At 71.5% G+C, this 21340-nt stretch carries 17 protein-coding genes; 12 read left to right on the top strand and 5 right to left on the bottom strand.

From position 1 onward, the window contains the following. Positions 1-168: 168 nt before the first annotated feature. Positions 169-780 (bottom strand): TetR/AcrR family transcriptional regulator, encoded by a 612-nt coding sequence (locus ACFVT5_RS24475; protein WP_389891749.1) that lies wholly within the window; start codon positions 778-780, stop codon positions 169-171. Positions 781-919: 139 nt separating this feature from the next. On the opposite strand from ACFVT5_RS24475, the gene ACFVT5_RS24470 reads away from it, so the two are divergent. From ACFVT5_RS24470 to ACFVT5_RS24460, 3 genes are all read left to right on the top strand, one after another. Next, positions 920-1480, top strand: a complete 561-nt coding sequence (locus ACFVT5_RS24470; protein WP_389891746.1) for an SAV_6107 family HEPN domain-containing protein — start codon at positions 920-922, stop codon at positions 1478-1480. Between the two features lie 161 nt (positions 1481-1641). Then, positions 1642-2412, top strand: coding sequence for a methyltransferase (locus ACFVT5_RS24465; protein WP_389891743.1), 771 nt, complete (start codon positions 1642-1644; stop codon positions 2410-2412). A gap of 287 nt (positions 2413-2699) precedes the next feature. Further along, positions 2700-3113 carry a DUF3040 domain-containing protein gene (locus ACFVT5_RS24460; RefSeq protein WP_389891740.1) on the top strand — a complete coding sequence of 138 codons (414 nt, stop codon included), beginning with the start codon at positions 2700-2702 and terminating at the stop codon, positions 3111-3113. Positions 3114-3359: 246 nt separating this feature from the next. Here ACFVT5_RS24460 and ACFVT5_RS24455 read toward each other — a convergent pair whose 3' ends face one another. The 4 genes from ACFVT5_RS24455 to ACFVT5_RS24440 form a co-directional block, all read right to left on the bottom strand. Then, the gene (locus ACFVT5_RS24455; RefSeq protein ID WP_389891737.1) at positions 3360-5771 is read right to left on the bottom strand and encodes a transglutaminaseTgpA domain-containing protein; all 2412 of its coding nucleotides are present in this window, start codon (positions 5769-5771) and stop codon (positions 3360-3362) included. Continuing rightward, a complete protein-coding gene (locus tag ACFVT5_RS24450; protein ID WP_389891734.1) occupies positions 5768-7174 on the bottom strand; it encodes a DUF58 domain-containing protein in 1407 nt (468 codons plus the stop codon). Before ACFVT5_RS24450 ends, ACFVT5_RS24455 begins: the two co-directional genes overlap by 4 nt. Beyond that, positions 7174-8232 carry an AAA family ATPase gene (locus tag ACFVT5_RS24445; protein ID WP_389891732.1) on the bottom strand — a complete coding sequence of 353 codons (1059 nt, stop codon included), beginning with the start codon at positions 8230-8232 and terminating at the stop codon, positions 7174-7176. The genes ACFVT5_RS24450 and ACFVT5_RS24445 overlap by 1 nt, the downstream gene beginning before the upstream one ends. A 348-nt stretch (positions 8233-8580) precedes the next feature. Continuing rightward, on the bottom strand, positions 8581-9129 hold the full coding sequence (locus tag ACFVT5_RS24440; RefSeq protein WP_389891729.1) for a beta-class carbonic anhydrase: 549 nt from the start codon (positions 9127-9129) through the stop codon (positions 8581-8583). A 413-nt stretch (positions 9130-9542) separates the two neighbouring features. Between ACFVT5_RS24440 and rsmH the strand changes: the two genes are divergently transcribed. From rsmH to murG, 9 genes are all read left to right on the top strand, one after another. Continuing rightward, positions 9543-10514: a 16S rRNA (cytosine(1402)-N(4))-methyltransferase RsmH gene (gene rsmH, locus ACFVT5_RS24435; RefSeq protein WP_389891727.1), complete on the top strand. Its 972-nt coding sequence runs from the start codon at positions 9543-9545 to the stop codon at positions 10512-10514. After that, entirely contained in the window at positions 10511-11077 is a 567-nt protein-coding gene (locus ACFVT5_RS24430) for a septum formation initiator family protein (RefSeq protein ID WP_389891724.1), read from the top strand. The genes rsmH and ACFVT5_RS24430 overlap by 4 nt, the downstream gene beginning before the upstream one ends. A 4-nt stretch (positions 11078-11081) precedes the next feature. Beyond that, positions 11082-13067 carry a peptidoglycan D,D-transpeptidase FtsI family protein gene (locus ACFVT5_RS24425; protein WP_389891721.1) on the top strand — a complete coding sequence of 662 codons (1986 nt, stop codon included), beginning with the start codon at positions 11082-11084 and terminating at the stop codon, positions 13065-13067. A 78-nt stretch (positions 13068-13145) separates the two neighbouring features. After that, positions 13146-14816 carry a UDP-N-acetylmuramoyl-L-alanyl-D-glutamate--2,6-diaminopimelate ligase gene (locus ACFVT5_RS24420; protein WP_389891719.1) on the top strand — a complete coding sequence of 557 codons (1671 nt, stop codon included), beginning with the start codon at positions 13146-13148 and terminating at the stop codon, positions 14814-14816. A gap of 4 nt (positions 14817-14820) precedes the next feature. Continuing rightward, positions 14821-16260, top strand: a complete 1440-nt coding sequence (gene murF / locus ACFVT5_RS24415; protein WP_389891716.1) for a UDP-N-acetylmuramoyl-tripeptide--D-alanyl-D-alanine ligase — start codon at positions 14821-14823, stop codon at positions 16258-16260. After that, complete coding sequence (mraY, locus tag ACFVT5_RS24410; protein WP_389891714.1) at positions 16257-17330, top strand: phospho-N-acetylmuramoyl-pentapeptide-transferase; 1074 nt, start codon at positions 16257-16259, stop codon at positions 17328-17330. Before murF ends, mraY begins: the two co-directional genes overlap by 4 nt. Further along, positions 17327-18763, top strand: coding sequence for a UDP-N-acetylmuramoyl-L-alanine--D-glutamate ligase (gene murD / locus ACFVT5_RS24405; RefSeq protein ID WP_389891711.1), 1437 nt, complete (start codon positions 17327-17329; stop codon positions 18761-18763). The genes mraY and murD overlap by 4 nt, the downstream gene beginning before the upstream one ends. 92 nt (positions 18764-18855) lie before the next feature. After that, positions 18856-20217: a putative lipid II flippase FtsW gene (gene ftsW, locus ACFVT5_RS24400; protein WP_389891708.1), complete on the top strand. Its 1362-nt coding sequence runs from the start codon at positions 18856-18858 to the stop codon at positions 20215-20217. A gap of 6 nt (positions 20218-20223) precedes the next feature. Then, a complete protein-coding gene (murG, locus tag ACFVT5_RS24395; RefSeq protein WP_389891706.1) occupies positions 20224-21318 on the top strand; it encodes an undecaprenyldiphospho-muramoylpentapeptide beta-N-acetylglucosaminyltransferase in 1095 nt (364 codons plus the stop codon). Positions 21319-21340 lie beyond the last annotated feature (22 nt).

Raw genomic sequence — 21340 nt, 5'->3', positions numbered from 1 at the left:
GCCGACTCGTCCCGGTGACCACGGGAGCGAGGACCGATGGGCCCGAAGTAAGGACCGTACGGGCCCGACGGGGGAACGAAACGGGGGATACGCCGGTCCGGTGCGGTCTCAGAGGGATGAGACCGCGCCGGACCGGCGCCGTCCGGCCCGCACCGCCCCTGCCCGCTGTCAGCCCTTTCCGGTCACGCGCCCCTGCAACAGCCGTGACAGCGTGGCGTGGACGTCGTCGAGGGAGCGCTCCGGCTGGAACGCCTGCCGGTCCAGGGCGGCGACCAGCACCATGCCGACCAGCGCGGCGGCCGTCAGCGGGATGTCGACCTCCTCGCTCACCTCACCGTTCGCGACACCTTCGCGCAGTACGCCCTCCACGACCGCGAGGACCTCTTGGCGCACCACCATGAGGGTGGACTGCCAGGCCCTGTTGGTGCGCCACAACTCGGCGACGTACAACTGCGTGAAGGCCGGAGAGCGGTCGATGAAGGCGAGTCCCGCGCGGATCATCGCGTCCAGCGCGTCGGCCGTGCCGCCGCCCTCGCGCGCGGTGCGCTCGGCGGCGTCGCGCAGCGAGGCCGTGAGCAGGCCGACGCCGTGCCGCAGCAGGTCCTCGAAGAGGACGGACTTGCTGGCGAAGTTGTAGTAGACCGTGCCTTTCGCGACCCCGGCCCGTTCGGCGATCTCGTCCACCGTCGTGGCCGAGAAGCCCTGCTCGGCGATGAGCGTGACGGCCGCGTCGTACAGCTTCTGCCGGGTCGCCCGACGGCGGGTGCTGCTGCTGTCCATGGCCCCGATTCTCCCAGGCTTGGCTGTCTCGAATGTGCGATCGAAACAAAACCGCAGGTCAGGCCGCGTTGTCAGTGGCGTCGTTCACGATGGACACATACGGCCACCACGCCGTGACACAGACGACAGGAGGTTCGTCATGGCCAGCTCTTCCGCAGCCGCCGCCCACCGGCGCCGCGCCGGCGGCCCTGCCCCCTCACTGACCGGCCCGCCGAGCGATGTGCACCCCGTGCTCCGCCGGGCCACGGCACCGCCCGCCGCCCTCGATCTGCTCGCCCAGGCCCGCGCGGGCCTGGAGGAGGCGAGCCTGCTCGAAACGTCGAACGAGCGCTATGCGACCGCCCACCTCGCCGCCCTGCGCACCGCCGCGGCCGTGCTCGCGGCCCGGGGCCGCCCGGCACCCACCGAGCGACGGCGCGCCAGAATCCGGAGCGCCTGGGAAGTGCTCCCCGAGATAGCCCCCGAACTCACCGAGTGGAGCGCCCTGTTCGCCTCCGGAGCGAGCCGCCGCGCCCGCGCCGAGGCGGGCATCCGGGGCGCGGCGACCACGCGCGACGCCGACGATCTGCTGCGCGATGTCGCGATGTTCGTGCGCCTGGTCGAGCGGATGCTCGTCCTCCAGCCGGTGCTGCCCCAGCCACGCGCCGATGACGGGCCACCGGGGACGCCGACGGCGGAGGGAGGTCCGGGGGCGGCCTGAGGGCCGGACACCAGAGGGACGGAGCGCGGGGCAGCCGGTCCGAGGCCATAGGGTGGGAAAGCCTGAACCTCCCCGTCCGCCCCGGATCATCCGCCGGACGACGGAGGACGCCCATCGCTCCGCCCCACGACAGGCGGTGCCGCGCCGAGGAGTCAACTGCCGTGTCGGACCCGATGCGCCCCCGCGCTTCTCTCCGAACCGCCGTGGTCTGGGACGTTCTCAAGGACGCCCTCGACCGCCGGGTCAAGACCACGGGACGCGACGCGCTCGACGTCCTCGACACGGGCGGCGGCAGCGGCAACTTCGCCGTGCCCGTCGCCCGGCTCGGCCACCGCGTCACGGTGGTCGACCCCAGCCCGAACGCGCTGTTCGCACTGGAGCGCCGGACCGCCGAGGCCGGCGTCGCCGACCGGGTCACCGGCGTCCAGGGCGACGCGCTCGGCCTGTTCGACGTGGTCGAGCGCGAGGGGTACGACGCGGTGCTCTGCCACGGCGTCCTGGAGTACGTGGACGACCCGGCCGAAGGCGTCCGCAACGCCATCGGCGCGCTCCGCCCGTCCGGCGTCCTCAGCCTGCTCGCCGCGGGCCTGGGCGGCGCCGTCCTCGCGCGGGCCCTCGCCGGCCACTTCAAGGAGGCCCAGCGGGCGCTGACCGACCCCGACGGGCGCTGGGGCGACGGCGACCCGGTACCCCGGCGCTTCACCACCGAGCAGTTGACCGGTCTTGTCGAGGCCGCCGGTGTCCGCGTCGACGCCGTGCACGGCGTACGGGTCTTCGCCGATCTGGTCCCCGGAGTCCTCGTGGACACCGAACCGGGCGCGCTCGAAGCCCTGCTGAAACTGGAAGCAGCGGCGGCGGAACAGCCCGCCTTCCACTCCGTGGCGACGCAACTCCACGTGCTCGGCGAGAAGCGTGGAACGGCCGAGGCGTGAGTCGACACCCGGGGCGTCCCGGGAGTCAGCCGCTGATCAGGGGCGCAGCGGCACATGGAGTACGCCACAGGCGTCCCGATCGGGCGCCACTCGCCGTATGATCGAGGGGGAAGGTTCGGCATGACGGACGGCCCGCCGGGGAATGGACGCCTCAGCGAGCTGGAGCGCCATGGCGGGTTCTGACTGGCGAATTGGCGTAGAGGGGCGGGTTTCACGGGGGCGATTCCCTGCCTATCCTGAAGGGAACCCCCCGGTCGCCCCGGCGACTGCACGATGAGGAGGACTCCGTGCCGCTCTCGGAGCACGAGCAGCGAATGCTCGAGCAAATGGAGCGAGCGCTGTACGCCGAAGATCCCAAGTTCGCGACAGCGCTTGAGGGAAGCGGGCTGCGTACGTACACCCGGCGACGGGTATACCAGGCGGTCGCAGGCTTCCTGGTGGGTATCGCGCTCCTCATGGCCGGAATGGTCGCCCAGCAGATCTGGGTCAGCGTGGTGGGATTCCTCGTCATGCTGGGCTGCGCGGTACTTGCCGTCACCGGTTGGCGTAAGGCCCCGAAACCAGGTGAGCAGCCCAGTGCCGGTGCGGCGCCGGGTGCTCCGCCGTCACCCCGGCGTCAGAGCCGGCAGCGCAAGGGGATGATGGACCGGATCGAACAGCGCTGGCAGCGACGGCGTGACGACCAGGGTGGCCATCAGTAGCCCCCGTAGCCCTACTCGCGTGGGGCCATCCAAAACCGAAGCTGTGTGAGGGGCGACCGAGAACGGTCGCCCCTCTCTCATGCCCTCCGGACGACAAGATCCGCTGCGCGGGGCCCAGGCGCGGCGGAGACCATACCCCTGCGCGGTACCCCCGGCTCCGGCCCGGCACCGAGAACACCCCTGCGGGGTACCCACCAGGAGCACCCCGCGCTTGGGCACCGTACGTGCCCTGCCGGTGTCGGACCGTTACCCCGTGTGGCTGGGGTTTTCCTTTCCGGGGCGGTGGGGCCAGGACCGGGCGGTTCGGATACGGAGGGATGTCAGGCGGTCCGATGCGGCCCACAGGACGCGGACCGTCGAGCGGGGGACGAACAGGGCGCGTAGGCGCGTGCCGCGGCTCACCGACGCGCTCAGGGCCGCCCGTACCCGACGTACGTCCTCCGCCGACCCCGGCACCGGTTGCGGCGCCGGTGCGTACAGGGCTTGCTCCACCGCCGCTGCGAGGCGCTGCACGGACTCCGCCGCCGCCGGGTCGAGCGGGCCGAGGCGGATGATCCGGGCGGCTGTCCCGCGCGGTGTCAGTGAGTCGTCGGGAACGATGCCGAAGTCCCAGGCGGTGTCGGTGAGTTCGAGCCAGGCCGCCAGTGTTCTCGCCGTCGCGTCCGCCTGCGTACGACCCGATGAGCCGAGCCGTACGGACCGCGTGCGCATCCGCGACAGCATCGGCAGCAGCGGCAGCCCAACGGCCAGGACCACACCGAGCGCGATCAGGAAGATCGTCTTCAGCGGAGGGCCGCCGCTCCCGGAGCTGTCCTCGGCGGAGGGGGCCGTACTGGCACAGCCGTCCAGCTTCTTCTGCTGCGCCGTGCAGCTCTCGGACTGCGAGGGCGCGGCGGACGGTGCGGTGCTCGCCGACTGCGAGGGCGCCGCCGGATCGCTGGGCGTACCGGCCGGGGTGTCCGCCCGGGTGTAGTCGGGCACCGTGCCCCGGTTCGGCGTCGGCTCGAAACGGGTCCAGCCCACACCCTCGAAGTACAGTTCCGGCCACGCGTGCGCGTCCTTGAGGCCCACCGACATTGTGCCGTCGGCCTGCGGGGTGCCCGGCGTGAAACCGACCGCTACGCGCGCGGGTATCCCCAGCGTCCGCGCCATCGCCGCCATCGAGAACGAGAAGTGGACGCAGAAGCCCTCCTTCTGCTCCAGGAACCGGGCGATCGCCGCCGAGCCACTGCCCGCCGAGACCTCCGTGTTGTACGTGAAGCCGCCGTTCATGGCGAAGTAGTCCTGGAGCTTCACCGCGCGCTCGTAGTCGTTCGCGGAGCCCGCCGTCACCTTGAGGGCCGTCTCCGAGACGACCGGCGGCAGCGACGCCGGCACCTTCGTGAACTCGCGCGCGAAGTCCCGTGACGGCGCGGGCGCGTTCGCCAGTTGGTCGGCGGTCGGCTGCACGATCAGGCTGGTCACCTGGTAGTTCGCGCCCCGCGTCGTCTGGCCGTGGTCACCGACGAGGGTGCGGCCGACCGGCTCGTACCGCCAGCGGCCGTCGATGCGGACCTGGCTCGCCGGATAGGGCATCGGCAGCCAGTCCTGGGCGTACCAGTCGGCCGCCGAGATCCGGGTCGTGACCTCGGTACGGCGTACGTCGCCGCCGAGCCCGGGGGGCGCCGGCAGGGACGAGGGCACATCGCTGATGCGCCGCACGGACGGCTTCCAGGCGGTGCCGTCGAACTCGTCGAGCGAGACGATCCGCAGATACAGGTCCTGCTTCTCCTCGGAGTCCGTGTCGTACGACATGACCTCGCGGTCCTCGGGCTGGTTCAGGCTGTTCTGGAGCGACACCAGCGGGTTCACCGCTGAGATGGTGCCGCCGCCCCCGGGGCCGGTGCCCGCGCCGCCGCCCGTCCCGCCCAGGAGTCCGCCGTCCAGCGCGGGCAGCGCCATCGGCACCACGACCGCGATGCCCAGCGCGAGCGCGCCGATCCGGCGGCCCGTACGCACCGGAGCGACCGCCCCGCCGCCCGAGGTGTCCAGGCCGCCCGCGACGCTGCCGGGACGGCGTGGTGTGCCGCCGAAGACCCGCCCCCACTGCGCGAGCCGGTCCCGGCCCTCCGCGAGGAGCAGCAGCAGATACCCGGCCGCCGCGAACAGGAACCAGAGCCAGCCCCAGCCGCCCTCGCCGAGTCCCGCGGCCACCGAGTACAGCGCGAGCAGCGGAAGTCCCGCAGGGGCCGCGCTGCGGAACGTCACCGCGAGCGCGTCGACCGCGAGACCGATCACCACGACGCCGCCCACCAGCATCAGCCGGATCCCGGGGGACAGCGGCGCCGGTATCGCGTACCGGCCCACGTCGTCCCCGCCGGCCTGGAGCAACTCGCCCATCCGCCGCACCGCGTCGGGGCCCGGGATCAATCCGGCGACGGCCTGCTCGCGCGCGAAGACCAGCGTCAGCAGCAGCAGCGTCACCAGGGCCTGCACGGCCACCGTCAGCGGCCGGGCCACCGGCACCCGCCGCGCGGCTGCGCCCACCGCGGTCTGGATCGCCAGCAGGATCGCCGCCTGGAGGAACCAGGTCGCCGGATCGACCAGCGGCAGCAGCGCGGTAGCCGCGAGCAGCGTCGCCGCCGCCGAGCACAGCGCGAGCCGTGCGCGCCCACTCATGACCAACCCCCTGTCGTCCCCGCCGACGGCGTCGGGCCCGCGGTGATGCGTTCCCGGTCCGCCTGCTCCCACAGCGCGGCGACCGACCTGCCCGGTGGCGCGGCGACCGCGGTCCAGCCCGCCTCACGCAGCATCCGCAGCCGCTCCTCGCACCGCTGGATCGGCGCGCCGCCGTCCGCACCGCGTGCCCAGGCCGCGCTGTCGAGCACGAACGCGATGGCGGCGCCGCTGCGTTGGCGCATCTTGGCGACCATGGTGGCCTGTTCCTCGTCCAGGTCGCCCAGGAAGGCGACCAACAGCCCTTCGTGTCCGCCGCGCAGCACGTCGTACGCGCGCGAGAGGCCCGCGCCGTCGGAGTGGTCGACGACGGCGAGCGTGTCCATCATGATTCCGGCCGAGTCCGCCGACCCCTGGCTCGTCCCGGCGAATCCGTCGGAACCCTCACCCGGCACGGAGGTGCCGGTGTCCGTCAACAGCCGTACCGAAAAGCCTCGTTCGATCATGTGCACCAGGACGGACGCCGTACCCGATACCGCCCATTCGAAAGCCGAGTCGGGACCCGCGCCGTGGAACGCGAGGTACCGGGTGTCCAGGAGCACCGTGCACCGCGCGCGTTGCGGCTGTTCCTCGCGGCGCACCATCAACTCGCCGTAGCGCGCGGTCGAGCGCCAGTGGACGCGGCGCAGATCGTCGCCGTAGCGGTACCCGCGCGGGATGACGTCGTCCTCGCCGGCGAGCGCGAGGGAGCGCTGACGGCCGTCGCCGTACCCCTTCGCCTCGCCGGTCAGTCGTACCGACGGCAGCGGTTCCACGCGCGGGATGACCGTCAGCGTGTCGTACGTCGAGAAGGAGCGGGTCAGTTCGCACATGCCGAACGGGTCGTTCAGCCGCAGTTGCAGCGGGCCCAGGGGGTATCGGCCGCGCAGATCGGAGCGCACACGGTACGACACCTCGCGGCGCCCGCCGGCCTCCACCCGGTCCAGGACGAACCGGGGGCGCGGTCCCAGTACGTACGGCACCCGGTCCTGGAGCATCAGCAGGCCCGTGGGCAGCCGCGAGACGTTGTCCATACGCAGATGGACGCGGGCCTCGGAGCCGGCGGGCACCCGCGCGGGCGCCAGCCGGCGGCTGCCCGCAACGCGGTAGCGGGTGCGGTACAGGACGGCCGCGCAGACCAGCGGCAGCACGGCGAGCAGCAGTCCTACCTGCAGCAGATCGCTCTGCCCGAGCACATAGGCGCACACGGCCGCCGCGACGCCCGCGGCCAGGAAGGAGCGACCTCGGGTGGTGAGCCCCGCGAGTGCCGTCCGCAGACCGCTCTTGTCACCCGCGTCGCCGCCGTCCCCGCCGATCCCGTGGTCCTCGTCGGCCCGCGTCGCCGCGGGGCCGCCGGGTGCCGTCATCACAGCCTCCGGGTGCCCGGCGGACGCTCACCGAATCCCATGACCGACGAATTCGGCGTACGGCCGGTGTAGCCGCCGTGGGAGTTCGTCTGGGGCGCGGCGGGCACCGGGGTGCGCTGAAGGATCTCCTGTACGACCTGCTCGGCCGACCGGCGGTTGAGCTGGGCCTGGGCGGTCGGCAGCAGGCGGTGTGCCAGGACCGCGACGGCGAGGGCCTGGATGTCGTCCGGCAGGGCGTACTCGCGCCCGGCGAGGGCCGCCGCCGCCTTTGCCGCGCGCAGCAGATGCAGCGTCGCGCGCGGTGACGCGCCGAGTCTCAGGTCCGGGTGGCTGCGCGTCGCCGAGACGAGGTCGACGGCATAGCGCCGGACCGTGTCCGCGACATGCACCGTACGGACCGCGTCGATCAGTTTCACCATGTCGTGCGCGTGCGCCACCGGCTGGAGGTCGTCCAGGGGCGAGACGCCGCCGTGCACGTCCAGCATCTGGAGTTCGGCCTCCGCGCTGGGATAGCCGATGGACACCCGCGCCATGAAACGGTCGCGCTGCGCCTCCGGCAGGGGATAGGTGCCCTCCATCTCGACCGGGTTCTGCGTCGCCACCACCATGAAGGGGCTGGGCAGTTCGTAGGTCTGCCCGTCGATGGTGACCTGGCGCTCCTCCATGGACTCCAGGAGCGCGGACTGTGTCTTGGGCGACGCGCGGTTGATCTCGTCGCCGATCACGATCTGCGCGAAGATCGCGCCCGGTTTGAACTCGAAGTCCCGCTGCTGCTGGTCCCAGATGGACACACCGGTGATGTCCGACGGCAGCAGGTCGGGCGTGAACTGGATACGGCGCACCGAGCAGTCGATCGACCGCGCGAGCGCCTTGGCGAGCATGGTCTTTCCCACGCCCGGTACATCTTCGATGAGCAGATGCCCCTCGGCGAGGAGCACGGTCAGCGAAAGCCGTACGACCTCCGGCTTGCCCTCGATCACACTCTCCACCGACCTGCGGACACGCTCCGCTGTGGTGGTCAGATCAGTGAGGCTCGCTCGATCGTCATAGGTCGTCACCCGGCCCTCCTCGGCCCTACCCCGCGCTCGGTCAGGAGCGGGGGATACCCCAACTTCCGGGCCGACGCTCTGCGATGCGGACCGGCCCACCCCGAAACAACGGACACCACACACGAATGATTCAGCGTGCTGTCACATCCGCATTCTTGTTGCCGTTACCGGTTCGTGTCACTCGCTGTGGACAACTGGCGGTGATATGTCCAGCTTCTCGGTGCTCCGTTGATCGCTTTGTTGATCTCAGGGTAGGCGGTCCGCACGCAGGAAGGCTCGTTCAGACGGTTCTCAGAGGATTCTCAAAGGTTCGCCGCGCCGCTCGTCACGGGAGTCGCCGCTCGTTCGCGCCGGACGTCACGTCGGGTCGATCTCGCGGAGCAGTCCCGTCTTCACATCGAAGACAAAGCCCCGGACGTCGTCGGTGTGCACCAGGAACGGTGAGGTCCGCACCCGCTGCATCGACTGCCGTACGTCCTGGTCGACGTCACGGAACGCCTCGACGGCCCACGCGGGCCGCTGGCCGACCTCCATCTCCAGTTCGTGCCGGAACTCCTCGGTCAGGCTCTCCAGACCGCAGCCCGTGTGGTGGATCAGCACCACGCTGCGGGTGCCCAGGGCGCGCTGGCTGATGGTGAGGGAGCGGATCACGTCGTCGGTGACGACACCGCCCGCGTTGCGGATGGTGTGACAGTCGCCCAGCTCAAGGCCGAGGGCGTCGTGCAGGTCGAGCCGGGCGTCCATGCAGGCCACCACGGCGACGTGGAGGACGGGACGGGCGTCCATACCGGGATCGGAGAAGGCGGAGGCATAGCGCTGATTCGCATCGACGAGACGGTCCGTGACCGTGCCACCGGTTCGTATGGCGCCTTCGGTGCCTGCGGGGAGGGATGCAGAAGTCGTCATACCTACGACGGTAGTGGTCAGAGGCGGTCCGGGCAGGTGATGGGAGTGGACAAAGAAGGTCAATGAGCCTTGTTGTGAGGTAACCCACAAGGAGGGCATCGGCTCACCCGTACGGGTGGCTCCGCCCGGTTTGCGGCTTCGGACGACGCGGAGCCGCGCCGCGCACGCCGGTTGATTGACCGCGCGACACCGTGGACTAAAGTGACGCGAAGTGGGAGGCCGGACACGCTCCCCGCTGGACTGTTGTTCCCGGAGATCTGGCGATCTCCCCACGCGCGCGGTCGCGTACGTACGGCTCGGCCTCCTCCCGCTCACGGTCGGCTGACGCCATTCCCGGCGCCGGTGGGCCATCCCCTTCACGAGCGGGCGGGGACCCGGCGGTGCGTGCGCGGCGCCGGACCTGAGAGGGCGCCTTGAGCCAGACCCGACATGTCCCGGTGATGCTGCGACGGTGCCTGGACCTGTTGGCCCCCGCACTCGACCGCCGCGGCGACGGTCCGCCACCGGTCGTCGTGGACTGCACCCTCGGACTCGGCGGCCACAGCGAGGCCCTGCTCACCGCCTTCCCCGAGGCCCGCCTTGTCGCCCTCGACCGCGACAAGGAGGCCCTGCGCCTCTCCGGTGAACGCCTCGCCCCCTTCGGTGACCGGGCCACCCTCGTGCACGCGGTCTACGACGAGCTGCCCGACGTACTCGACCGGCTCGGCACCCCCCATGTCCAGGGCATCCTGTTCGACCTCGGTGTGTCGTCCATGCAGCTCGACGAGGCCGAGCGCGGCTTCGCGTACGCCCAGGACGCCCCCCTCGACATGCGCATGGACCAGAGCACCGGAATCAGCGCCGCCGAGGTCCTCAACACCTACCCGCCCGGTGAGCTGGTGCGGATCCTGCGCGCGTACGGCGAGGAGAAGCAGGCCAAGCGGATCGTGAGCGCGATCGTGCGGGACCGTGAGAAGGAGCCGTTCAGCACCAGCGGGCGGCTCGTCGAGCTGATCAGGGACGCGCTGCCGCAGGCCGCCAAGCGCACCGGCGGCAACCCGGCCAAGCGCACCTTCCAGGCCCTGCGGATCGAGGTCAACGGCGAACTCTCGGTCCTGGAACGGGCCGTGCCCGCCGCCGTGAAGGCGCTCGCCGTCGGTGGCCGGATCGCCGTGCTCTCGTACCACTCGCTGGAGGACCGTCTCGTCAAGCAGGTGTTCGCGGCGGGCGCCGCGAACACCGCGCCGCCCGGGCTGCCCGTCGTGCCCGAGCGCTACCAGCCCCGCCTCAGACTCCTGACCCGGGGCGCCGAACTGCCCACCGAGGAAGAGGTCGCCGCGAACCGCAGGGCCGCCCCCGCGCGGCTGCGGGGCGCCGAGCGGATCCGCGAGGAGGAGACGGGATGAGCGGGAAGCCGCGGCTACGGGGGCGGGCCGCGCGGCTGGCGCGGCTGCTGCCCGCCGGGCCCAGCCAGGCCGCCCGCACCCCCTTCGTGCTGCTCGTGGTGCTGCTGCTCGGCGGCGGGCTGATCACGCTGCTGATGCTCAACTCCTCGCTGAACGAAGGGTCGTTCCAGCTGAGCGCGCTCAAGAAGGAGACCACCGAACTCACCGACGAGGAACAGGCACTCCAGCGCGACGTGGACGCCTATGCCGCGCCCGACGCGCTGGAGCGCCGCGCCCGCGAGCTGGGCATGGTCCCCGGCGGCGACCCCGTCTTCCTCGGCCCGGACGGGAAGGTACGCGGCGTGCCGGCACCGGCGCCCTCCGCGCTGAGCGAGCCCGCCGCACCGCTCGGGCAGCCGCCCGTACCGGCCCCGTCGCCGGAACCCCCGGCGCCGCCCGGACCGAGCGGCGCCCCCTCGGGCCCGCCGTCCGCCGCGCCCCCGGCACCCCCGTCGGATCCCGGCCCGCCGGCCCTCGCACCGTCGGCCGCCGCCACGCCCGCTCCCACGACCTCCGGCAGGTGACGCCGTGACCGACAGGGAACCGCCACGTCGCCGGGTGCCAGGACCCGCCAGGCCCGACCGCTCCGAGCGCGCCGGGCGCGGCGACCGCGCGGGACGCCCCGCCGGGCGCCGCCCGGGACCCGGGGCCCGGCCCCCGCGCCGCCCCCGCCCGGCCGCACCCAACAAGGCCCGCGCCATCCGGCTCGGCAGCCCCCGGCCCCGCCTCCGCATGATCAGCCTCGGCCTCACCCTGGTCCTGATGGTCTTCGTCGTACGGCTGCTCCAGGTGCAGGCCGTCGACGCGAACGCCTACGCGGGCAAGGCCGAGAAGAACCGCTACCTCACCCACGTCCTGGCCGCCGAGCGCGGCGGCATCACCGACCGCAACGGTGTCGCCCTCGCCACCAGCGTCGACGCGTACGACATCACCGCCGACCCGACGATGTTCACGCGCGAGGAGACCAAGACCGACGACGCGCCCGAGCAGGCCGCGGCGCTCCTCGCGCCGATCCTCGGCCAGGACGCCGGCGAGGTGGCCAAGAAGCTCAGGACGCCCAAGACCCGGTACGTGATGCTCGCCCGTCGCCAGACCCCGCAGGTCTGGAAGCAGATCAAGGACATCAAGAGCACGCTCGCCGACCGGGCCCGTACCGACAAGACCGCGCCGAACGTCCTCGCCGGTGTCTTCCAGGACCCCAGCAGCAAACGCGTCTACCCCAACGGCGACCTCGCCGCCGGGATACTGGGCTGGGTCAACGCCGACGGCAAGGGCGGCGGCGGAGTCGAACAGCAGTGGGAGAAGGACCTCGCGGGCAAGGCAGGCGAGATCACCTACGCGCAGTCCGGCGGACGTCAGGTGCCGACCGCGGGCAGCACCGAGACCCCCGCGGTGCCCGGCTCCGAGGTCGAGCTGACCATCGACCGCGACATCCAGTGGGCCGCGCAGAACGCCATCACGGAGCAGGTCAAGCAGTCCAAGGCGGACCGCGGCTACGTCATAGTGCAGGACACCCGCACCGGCGAGATCCTGGCGATGGCGAACGCGCCCGGCTTCGACCCCAACGACCTCTCCCGCGCCGGATCCGGATCGCTCGGCAACGCCGCGCTCCAGGACGCCTTCGAACCCGGCTCCACCGCCAAGGTCATGTCGATGGCCGCCGTCCTTGAGGAGAACGCGGCGACCCCCGCGACCCGGGTCACGGTGCCCAACCGGCTGCACCGCGGCGACCGGCTCTTCCAGGACGACATCGACCACCCGACCTGGTACCTCACGCTCAACGGCGTCCTCGCCAAGTCCAGCAACATCGGCACGATCCTCGCCACCGGACAGCTCGGCAAGACCCAGCCCGAGGCCAACCGCACCCTCTACTCGTATCTGCGCAAGTTCGGCATCGGCAGCCCCACCGGGCTCAGGTTCCCCGGCGAGACCCCCGGCATCCTCGCGGCCCCCGACAAGTGGTCGACCTCGCAGCAGTACACGATCCCTTTCGGCCAGGGTGTGTCGATCAACGCGATGCAGGCGGCGTCCGTCTACTCCACCATCGCCAACGGCGGCGTCCGCGTCGAACCCACCCTCGTCCGCGGCACCAAGGGACCCGACGGACGCTTCACGCCCGCGCCGGAGCCCGGCAAGAGCCGGGTCGTCAGCGAGAAGACCGCAAAGACCCTGGCACAGATGCTGGAGTCGGTGGTCGACGACGAGGAGGGCACCGGCGTCAAGGCCCGCATCCCCGGCTACCGGGTCGCGGGCAAGACCGGCACCGCCAACCGCGTCGATCCGGCCACCGGCAAGTACCGCGGCTACACGTCGTCGTTCGCCGGATTCGCCCCCGCCGACAACCCCCGTATCACCGTCTACTGCGCGATCCAGAACGCCACCAAGGGCAGCTACTTCGGCGGCCAGATCTGCGGACCCATCTACAAGCAGGTCATGGAGTTCGCCCTGAAGACCCTCCAGGTACCGCCCACCGGCACACCGCCCGCCCGGCTCCCCGTCACCTACACGCCGTGACCCCGGGAACCGGCCGTGACCACCGAGGACCCGCGAGGGACCACCGAGGACCCACCAGGAACCGCTCAGGAACCGCCCGTGACCATGATCACTCCCGGCTCGGGGAACCAGCCCGGCAGCCACCCCACGCCACGCCCCTCACTTCGCTCCCGGGCCGCCGCGCCCGGTACGCTCACCGCCGTGCCACACGCTGATCACTCCCAAACCACCCAGAAGGGCGCTTCCGTGACCTATCCGGGACCGCCACGACCGGTTCACGTCACCGCGACACCGCTCGTGGAACTCGCCGATCAGCTGGGCATCGCCGCCCCCGGATCGGGCGAGGTCACCGGCATCACCCATGACTCACGGGCGGTACGCCCCGGCGATCTCTACGCGGCCCTGCCCGGCGCCCGCGCGCACGGCGCCGACTTCGCCGCGCAGGCCGCCGACCTCGGCGCCACCGCCGTCCTCACCGACCCGGCGGGCGCCGGCCGCGCGGGCGCCACCGGACTGCCGGTGCTCGTCGTGCCCGACCCGCGCGGCCGGATGGGCGAACTGGCCGCGACGGTGTACGGCCACCCCGGCGACGGTCTCCTCCAGATCGGCATCACCGGCACCTCCGGCAAGACCACGACCGCGTACCTCGTCCAGGGCGGCCTGGACGAGGCGGCGGGCGGTGTCTCCGGACTCATCGGCACCGTCGAGACCCGGATCGGCGACGAGAGCGTCAAGTCCGAGCGGACCACGCCCGAAGCCACCGACCTCCAGGCGCTGTTCGCCGTCATGCGCGAGCGTGACGTCCGGTCCGTCGCCATGGAGGTCTCCAGCCACGCGCTGGTACTCGGCCGGGTCGACGGCTGCGTCTTCGACCTCGCCGTCTTCACCAACCTCAGCCCGGAACACATGGAGTTCCACTCCGACATGGAGGACTACTTCCGGGCCAAGGCGCAGCTCTTCACACCGAAACGCAGCAAACAGGGCGTCATCAACTACGACGACGAATACGGCCGCAGGCTGGTCAAGGAGGCGTCCGTCCCGGTCGTCACCTTCTCCGCCGAAGGCCACCCGGACGCCGACTGGCGCGCCGACGACGTCGAGGTAGGACCGCTCGGCTCCACCTTCACCGTCCTCGGCCCGGGGGGCGAACGGATCACCGCCAGGGCGCCCCTGCCCGGCCCCTTCAACGTCGCCAACACCCTCGCCGCGATCGTCACGCTCGCCGTCGCCGGACTCGACCCGCGGACCGTCGCCGACGGTGTCGCCGCCGTCCCCGGCGTCCCCGGCCGCCTGGAGCGCGTCGACGCGGGCCAGCCCTACCTCGCCGTCGTCGACTACGCGCACAAGACGGACGCCGTCGAATCGGTCCTGCGGGCGCTGCGCAAGGTGACCGAGGGCAAGCTGCACATCGTCCTCGGCTGCGGCGGCGACCGGGACATCACCAAACGCGGGCCGATGGGCGCCGCCGCGGCCCGGCTCGCCGACACCGCCGTACTGACCTCCGACAACCCCCGCTCCGAAGACCCCCTCGCGATCCTCGCCGCGATGCTCGCGGGCGCCGCCGGGGTACCCGCCCACGAACGCGGCGAGGTCCAGGTGTTCGAGGACCGGGCCGCCGCCATCACCGCCGCCGTCGCACGCGCCGAGCCGGGCGACACCGTACTTGTCGCCGGCAAGGGCCATGAACAGGGCCAGGACATCGCCGGGGTGGTCCGTCCCTTCGACGACCGCCAGGTGCTGCGCGCAGCAATCCAGAAGACCCAGGGATGAACTTGTGATCGCCCTCTCTCTCGCCGAGATCGCCAGAGTCGTCGGCGGGCAGACCCACGACATACCGGATCCATCGGTGCGCGTCACCGGGCCGGTCGTCCGGGACTCCCGTGAAGTGGTACCCGGCAGCCTGTTCGTCGCCCTTGCGGGCGAGCGCGTGGACGGCCACGACTTCGCCGCCGACGTGGTCGCGGCGGGCGCCGTCGCGGTCCTCGCCGCGCGGCCCGTCGGCGTCCCCGCCGTCGTCGTCGACGATGTCCAGACCGCGCTCGGCGCCCTCGCGAGGGCCGTCGTGGAACGCCTCGGCGCGACCCTCGTCGCGCTCACCGGCTCCGCGGGCAAGACCAGCACCAAGGACCTGATCGCGCAGGTGCTGCGGAGCAAGGCGCCCACGGTTTTCACGCCCGGCTCGTTCAACAACGAGATCGGGCTGCCGCTGACCGCGCTGAGCGCCACCGACGAAACCCGTTACCTCGTCCTGGAGATGGGCGCGCGCGGCACCGGCCACATCCGCTATCTCACCGGCCTGACCCCGCCCCGTATCGGCGTCGTCCTGAACGTCGGGACCGCGCACATCGGCGAGTTCGGCAGCCGGGAGCAGATCGCCGAGGCCAAGGGCGAACTCGTCGAATCCCTTCCCCCGGAGGGCGAGAACGGCGGAATCGCGATCCTCAACGCGGACGATCCGCTCGTCCGCGCGATGGCCACCCGGACCAAGGCACGCGTCGTCCTGTTCGGGGAATCCGACGAAGCGGACGTAGGTGCCAAGAACGTCCGGCTCACGGACAACGGACAGCCCGCCTTCAGGCTTCACACACCCTCCGGGTACGCCGACGTGACCTTGCGCCTGTACGGTGAGCACCACGTGTCGAACGCGCTCGCAGCAGCCGCCGTCGCCCATGAGCTGGGCATGTCCGTGAACGAGATCGCCCTCGCGCTCTCCGAGGCGGGCACCCTCTCCCGCTGGCGGATGGAAGTCACCGAGCGCCGGGACGGCGTCACAGTGGTCAATGACGCCTACAACGCGAACCCCGAGTCCATGAGGGCCGCTCTGCGCGCGCTGGTCGCGATGGGCGCCACCGCGCGGGAACGAGGGGGACGTACGTGGGCGGTGCTCGGCCCGATGGCCGAGCTGGGCGACGAGGCGCTCACCGAACACGACGCGGTCGGACGGCTCGCCGTCCGGCTCAACGTGAGCAAGCTCGTGGCAGTCGGGGGCAGGGAAGCGGCCTGGTTGCGCATGGGCGCCTATAACGAGGGTTCGTGGGGTGAGGAGTCGGTGCACGTGTCCGACGCACAGGCGGCGATCGACCTGTTGCGCAGCGAGCTGCGCCCGGGGGACGTCGTCCTCGTGAAGGCATCCAGGTCGATCGGCCTGGAGCGGGTTGCCATGGCGCTGCTCGACGCGGACGCGACCGGCGAGGGTGAGGTTGCCGCCCGATGATGAAGCAGATCCTGTTCGCGGGAGTCATCGGCCTCTTCCTGACTCTCGTGGGCACACCGCTGTTGATCAAACTCCTTGCCCGCAAGGGGTACGGCCAGTACATCCGCGACGACGGCCCGCGTGAGCACCACGCCAAGCGCGGTACGCCGACGATGGGTGGTATCGCCTTCATCCTGGCGACGATCATCGCCTACTTCATGAGCAAGGTGATCACGGGCGCGCCCCCCACCTTCTCGGGCCTGCTGGTCCTCGGGCTGATGGCCGGCATGGGTCTGGTCGGCTTCCTCGACGACTACATCAAGATCGTCAAGCGCCGGTCGCTCGGTCTGCGGGCCAAGGCGAAGATGGCCGGACAGCTCATCGTCGGCATCTCCTTCGCGGTCCTCGCGCTCCAGTTCGCGGACAACCGCGGCAACACCCCGGCGTCCACCAAGCTGTCCTTCATCACGGACTTCGGCTGGACCATCGGACCCGTACTCTTCGTGGTCTGGGCGCTGTTCATGATTCTCGCGATGTCCAACGGCGTGAATCTGACGGACGGTCTGGACGGTCTCGCGACCGGCGCGTCCGTGATGGTGTTCGGCGCCTACACCTTCATCGGCGTCTGGCAGTTCCAGGAGTCCTGCGCCAACGCGGCGACCCTGACCAACCCGGCCGCCTGCTTCGAGGTACGCGATCCACTCGACCTCGCCGTCGTCGCCTCCGCCCTGATGGGTGCCTGTTTCGGCTTCCTGTGGTGGAACACATCGCCGGCGAAGATCTTCATGGGCGACACCGGTTCGCTGGCACTGGGCGGCGCGCTCGCCGGTCTGGCGATCTGCTCCCGCACCGAACTGCTGCTCGCGCTCCTCGGCGGCCTGTTCGTCCTCATCACGATGTCGGTCGTCATCCAGGTCGGCTCCTTCCGGCTCACCGGGAAGCGGGTCTTCCGGATGGCCCCACTCCAACATCACTTCGAACTCAAGGGCTGGTCCGAAGTCCTGGTCGTGGTCCGCTTCTGGATCATCCAGGGCATGTGCGTGATCGTCGGACTCGGCCTCTTCTACGCAGGGTGGGCGGCCGACAAGTGACGCACTCGTCCCCGGGGGGCACGGCGGAGTTCGCGGGGCGGCACATCACCGTCGCCGGTCTGGGAGTGAGCGGCATCAGCGCCGCCCGCGCCCTGGCCGGCCTCGGCGCGTCGGTGACCGTGGTGGACGGCGGCTCGTCACCGGCGCACCGGGAACGGGCGGACGCCCTCGCGGCGGACGGCGTCGCGGTACGTCTCGGGGACGCGGCGACGCTGCCCGAGGGCACCGAACTGGTCGTCACCTCACCCGGCTGGAAGCCCGATTCACCGCTGTTCGCCGCGGCGGCCGACGCGGGCGTGGACGTCGTCGGGGACGTGGAGATCGCCTGGCGGCTGCGCGGCCCGGACGCGGCGCCCTGGCTCGCGATCACCGGCACCAACGGCAAGACCACGACCACGCAGATGCTCGCCTCGATCCTGAGCGCCGCCGGACTGCGCACCGCCGCCGTCGGCAACATCGGGACGCCGATCATCGACGTCGTCACGGGCGACGAGACGTACGACGTGCTCGCCGTCGAACTCTCCAGCTACCAGCTGCACTGGGCGCCGTCGCCGCGCGCGCACTCCGCCGCGGTCCTCAACCTCGCCCCCGACCACCTCGACTGGCACGGCTCCATGGAGGCGTACGCCGCCGACAAGGGCCGGATCTACCACGGCAACCAGGTCGCCTGCGTGTACAACGTCGCCGACAAGGCCACCGAGGACCTGGTGCGCGCGGCCGATGTCGAGGAGGGCTGCCGGGCGATCGGCTTCACGCTCGCGGCGCCGGGGCCGTCCCAACTCGGCGTCGTGGACGGCATCCTGGTCGACCGCGCGTTCGTCGAGGACCGGCAGCGGCAGGCGCAGGAACTCGCGGAGGTCGCGGACGTCCGGCCGCCCGCGCCGCACAACATCGCCAACGCACTCGCCGCCGCCGCGCTCGCCCGCGCCTTCGGGGTGCCCGCCGGCGCCGTACGGGACGGGCTGAGGGCCTTCCGCCCCGACGCGCACCGGATCGAACACGTCGCCGATGTCGACTCGGTCGCGTACATCGACGACTCCAAGGCCACCAACACCCATGCCGCCGAGGCGTCCCTCGCGGCCTACGATTCGATCGTGTGGATCGCCGGCGGGCTCGCCAAGGGCGCGACCTTCGACGAGTTGGTCGCCAGGTCGGCGACGCGGCTGCGCGGCGCGGTGCTGATCGGCGCCGACCGTGCCCTCATCCGTGAAGCGCTCGCGCGACACGCGCCCGAGGTCCCGGTGGTCGACCTCGACCGGACCGACACTGGGGCGATGTCCGAGGCGGTCCGGGCCGCGCGGCGGCTTGCGCGGCCGGGCGATACGGTGCTGATGGCTCCGGCGTGCGCCTCGATGGACATGTTCACCAACTACAACCGGCGCGGTGACGCTTTCGCGGACGCGGTTCGTGCGCTGGGCGCCGCCGACGCCTGAGCCCTCCGGGAGGGACGCGGTGACCGCGATGTGGCCAGGGTTTCGTGGGCGGCCTTCCGCCGGTGGCAGGGCGCCGTACCTGAGAGGTGGCCGTGGTCGGCACTAGCGGGCGGGCCTCCGCGCGGACCGTCAAGCGGCCCGCCGTACGCGTGCCACGGCAGCGTCGGGAGAATCCGCTGCGACGGCTGCGGGGGCAGGTCAAGCGGGCCTGGGACCGGCCGCTGACCGCGTACTACCTGATCCTCGGCAGCAGTCTGCTGATCACCGTGCTCGGTCTGGTGATGGTCTACTCGGCCTCGATGATCAAGGCGCTCCAGCTCTCGCTGCCCGCCTCCTACTTCTTCCGCAAGCAGTTCCTGGCCGCCGCGCTCGGCGCCGTCCTGCTGGTGGTCGCCTCCCGGATGCCCGTGAAGCTGCACCGCGCGCTGGCGTACCCGATGCTCGCCGGGTCCGTGTTCCTGATGGTCCTGGTGCAGATCCCCGGGATAGGGATGGCCGTGGGCGGGAACCAGAACTGGATCGCGCTCGGCGGGCCCTTCCAACTCCAGCCGAGCGAGTTCGGCAAGCTGGCCCTCGTCGTATGGGGCGCGGATCTCCTCGCCCGTAAGCAGGACAAGCGTCTGCTGGCGCAGTGGAAGCACATGCTGGTGCCGCTCGTCCCGATGGCGTTCCTGCTGCTCGGGCTGATCATGCTCGGCGGCGACATGGGCACGGCGATCATCCTCACGGCGATCCTGTTCGGGCTGCTCTGGCTCGCGGGCGCGCCGACCCGGCTGTTCGCGGGGGTCCTCTCGGTCGCCGTGCTGATCGGCGTGATCCTCATCAAGACCAGCCAGAACCGGATGTCCCGGCTCGCCTGCCTCGGCGAGACCGAACCGGGACCCGGTGACTCGTGCTGGCAGGCCGTCCACGGGATCTACGCCCTGGCCTCCGGCGGATTCTTTGGTTCCGGGCTCGGTGCGAGTGTGGAAAAATGGGGTCAACTGCCGGAAGCACACACGGACTTCATCTTCGCCATCACCGGGGAGGAACTGGGTCTCGCGGGGACGCTGTCGGTACTCGCCCTCTTCGCGGCTCTAGGCTATGCGGGTATCCGCGTGGCCGGACGCACGGAGGACCCCTTCGTGAGGTATGCCGCGGGTGGCGTGACCACCTGGATCACGGCGCAGGCCGTGATCAACATCGGTGCGGTGCTCGGCCTGCTGCCGATCGCCGGAGTCCCGCTCCCGCTGTTCTCGTACGGGGGATCCGCCCTGCTGCCGACCATGTTCGCCATCGGGTTGCTGATCGCCTTCGCGCGCGACGAACCCGCTGCGCGGGCGGCGCTCGCGATGCGGCAGTCCGCCTTTGCCAGAAAGCGGGCCGCGGTGAGAGGGTCCCGGACGGAGCGGGGACCTCGCAGATGGAACACGATGCGACGGCGCGTCAGTGCGCGTTCGTCCGGAGAGCGGTGAATTTCGGTGCATGTCGTACTCGCCGGTGGGGGGACCGCCGGCCACATCGAGCCCGCGCTCGCCCTCGCGGACGCCCTGCGCAGGCAGGACCCCACCGTGGGTATCACGGCCCTCGGCACGGAACGCGGCCTCGAAACCCGGCTCGTTCCCGAACGGGGCTACGAACTCGCGCTGATCCCCGCCGTCCCCCTGCCCCGTAGGCCGACCCCCGAGCTGATCACCGTCCCGGGGCGGCTGCGCGGCACGATCAAGGCGGCCGAGCAGATCCTGGAGCGCACCAAGGCCGACGCGATCGTCGGCTTCGGCGGCTATGTCGCGCTGCCCGGCTATCTCGCGGCCAAGCGGCTCGGCGTACCGATCGTGGTCCACGAGGCGAACGCGCGCCCCGGCCTCGCCAACAAGATCGGCTCCCGGTACGCGGCCCAGGTCGCCGTCTCGACGCCGGACAACAAGCTGCGCGGCGCCCGCTACATCGGCATCCCGCTGCGCCGCTCCATCGCCACCCTCGACCGGGCCGCCGTACGCCCCGAGGCGCGCGCCGCCTTCGGGCTCGATCCGAACCTGCCGACGCTGCTGGTCTCCGGCGGCTCGCAGGGCGCCCGGCGCCTCAACGAGGTCGTCCAGCAGGCCGCGCCCTACCTCCAGCAGGCCGGAATCCAGATCCTGCACGCGGTCGGCCCGAAGAACGAACTGCCGCACATCGACAACATGCCCGGGATGCCGCCCTATGTCCCGGTACCGTACGTGGACCGGATGGACCTCGCGTACGCCGCGGCGGACATGATGCTCTGCCGTGCGGGCGCGATGACCGTCGCCGAACTCTCCGCCGTCGGGCTCCCGGCCGCCTATGTCCCGCTGCCCATCGGCAACGGCGAACAGCGGCTGAACGCCCAGCCGGTGGTGAAGGCGGGCGGCGGACTGCTCGTCGACGACGCCGAGCTGACGCCGCAGTGGCTGCAGGGCAACGTCCTGCCGGTACTCGCCGATCCGCACCGGCTGTACGAGATGTCCCGCGCCGCGTCGGAGTTCGGCCGTCGGGACGCCGACGAGCTTTTGGTCGGCATGGTCTACGAAGCGATCGCGTCACGCGCCAGGGCGTGACCCAGGGCGCGTCACACCACGG

The sequence above is a fragment of the Streptomyces sp. NPDC058001 genome (assembly GCF_042886315.1).
Lineage (GTDB): Bacteria > Actinomycetota > Actinomycetes > Streptomycetales > Streptomycetaceae > Streptomyces.
This window is presented reverse-complemented; position numbering and strand designations above follow the sequence as displayed.

Bases quoted from the DNA above. Each gene is read 5' to 3' on its own strand.
- ACFVT5_RS24475 (WP_389891749.1), bottom strand. From the start codon at position 780: ATGGACAGCAGCAGCACCCGCCGTCGGGCGACCCGGCAGAAGCTGTAC.
- ACFVT5_RS24470 (WP_389891746.1), top strand. From the start codon at position 920: ATGGCCAGCTCTTCCGCAGCCGCCGCCCACCGGCGCCGCGCCGGCGGC.
- ACFVT5_RS24455 (WP_389891737.1), bottom strand. From the start codon at position 5,771: ATGAGTGGGCGCGCACGGCTCGCGCTGTGCTCGGCGGCGGCGACGCTG.
- ACFVT5_RS24450 (WP_389891734.1), bottom strand. From the start codon at position 7,174: ATGACGGCACCCGGCGGCCCCGCGGCGACGCGGGCCGACGAGGACCAC.
- ACFVT5_RS24440 (WP_389891729.1), bottom strand. From the start codon at position 9,129: ATGACGACTTCTGCATCCCTCCCCGCAGGCACCGAAGGCGCCATACGA.
- ACFVT5_RS24430 (WP_389891724.1), top strand. From the start codon at position 10,511: ATGAGCGGGAAGCCGCGGCTACGGGGGCGGGCCGCGCGGCTGGCGCGG.
- mraY (WP_389891714.1), top strand. From the start codon at position 16,257: ATGATGAAGCAGATCCTGTTCGCGGGAGTCATCGGCCTCTTCCTGACT.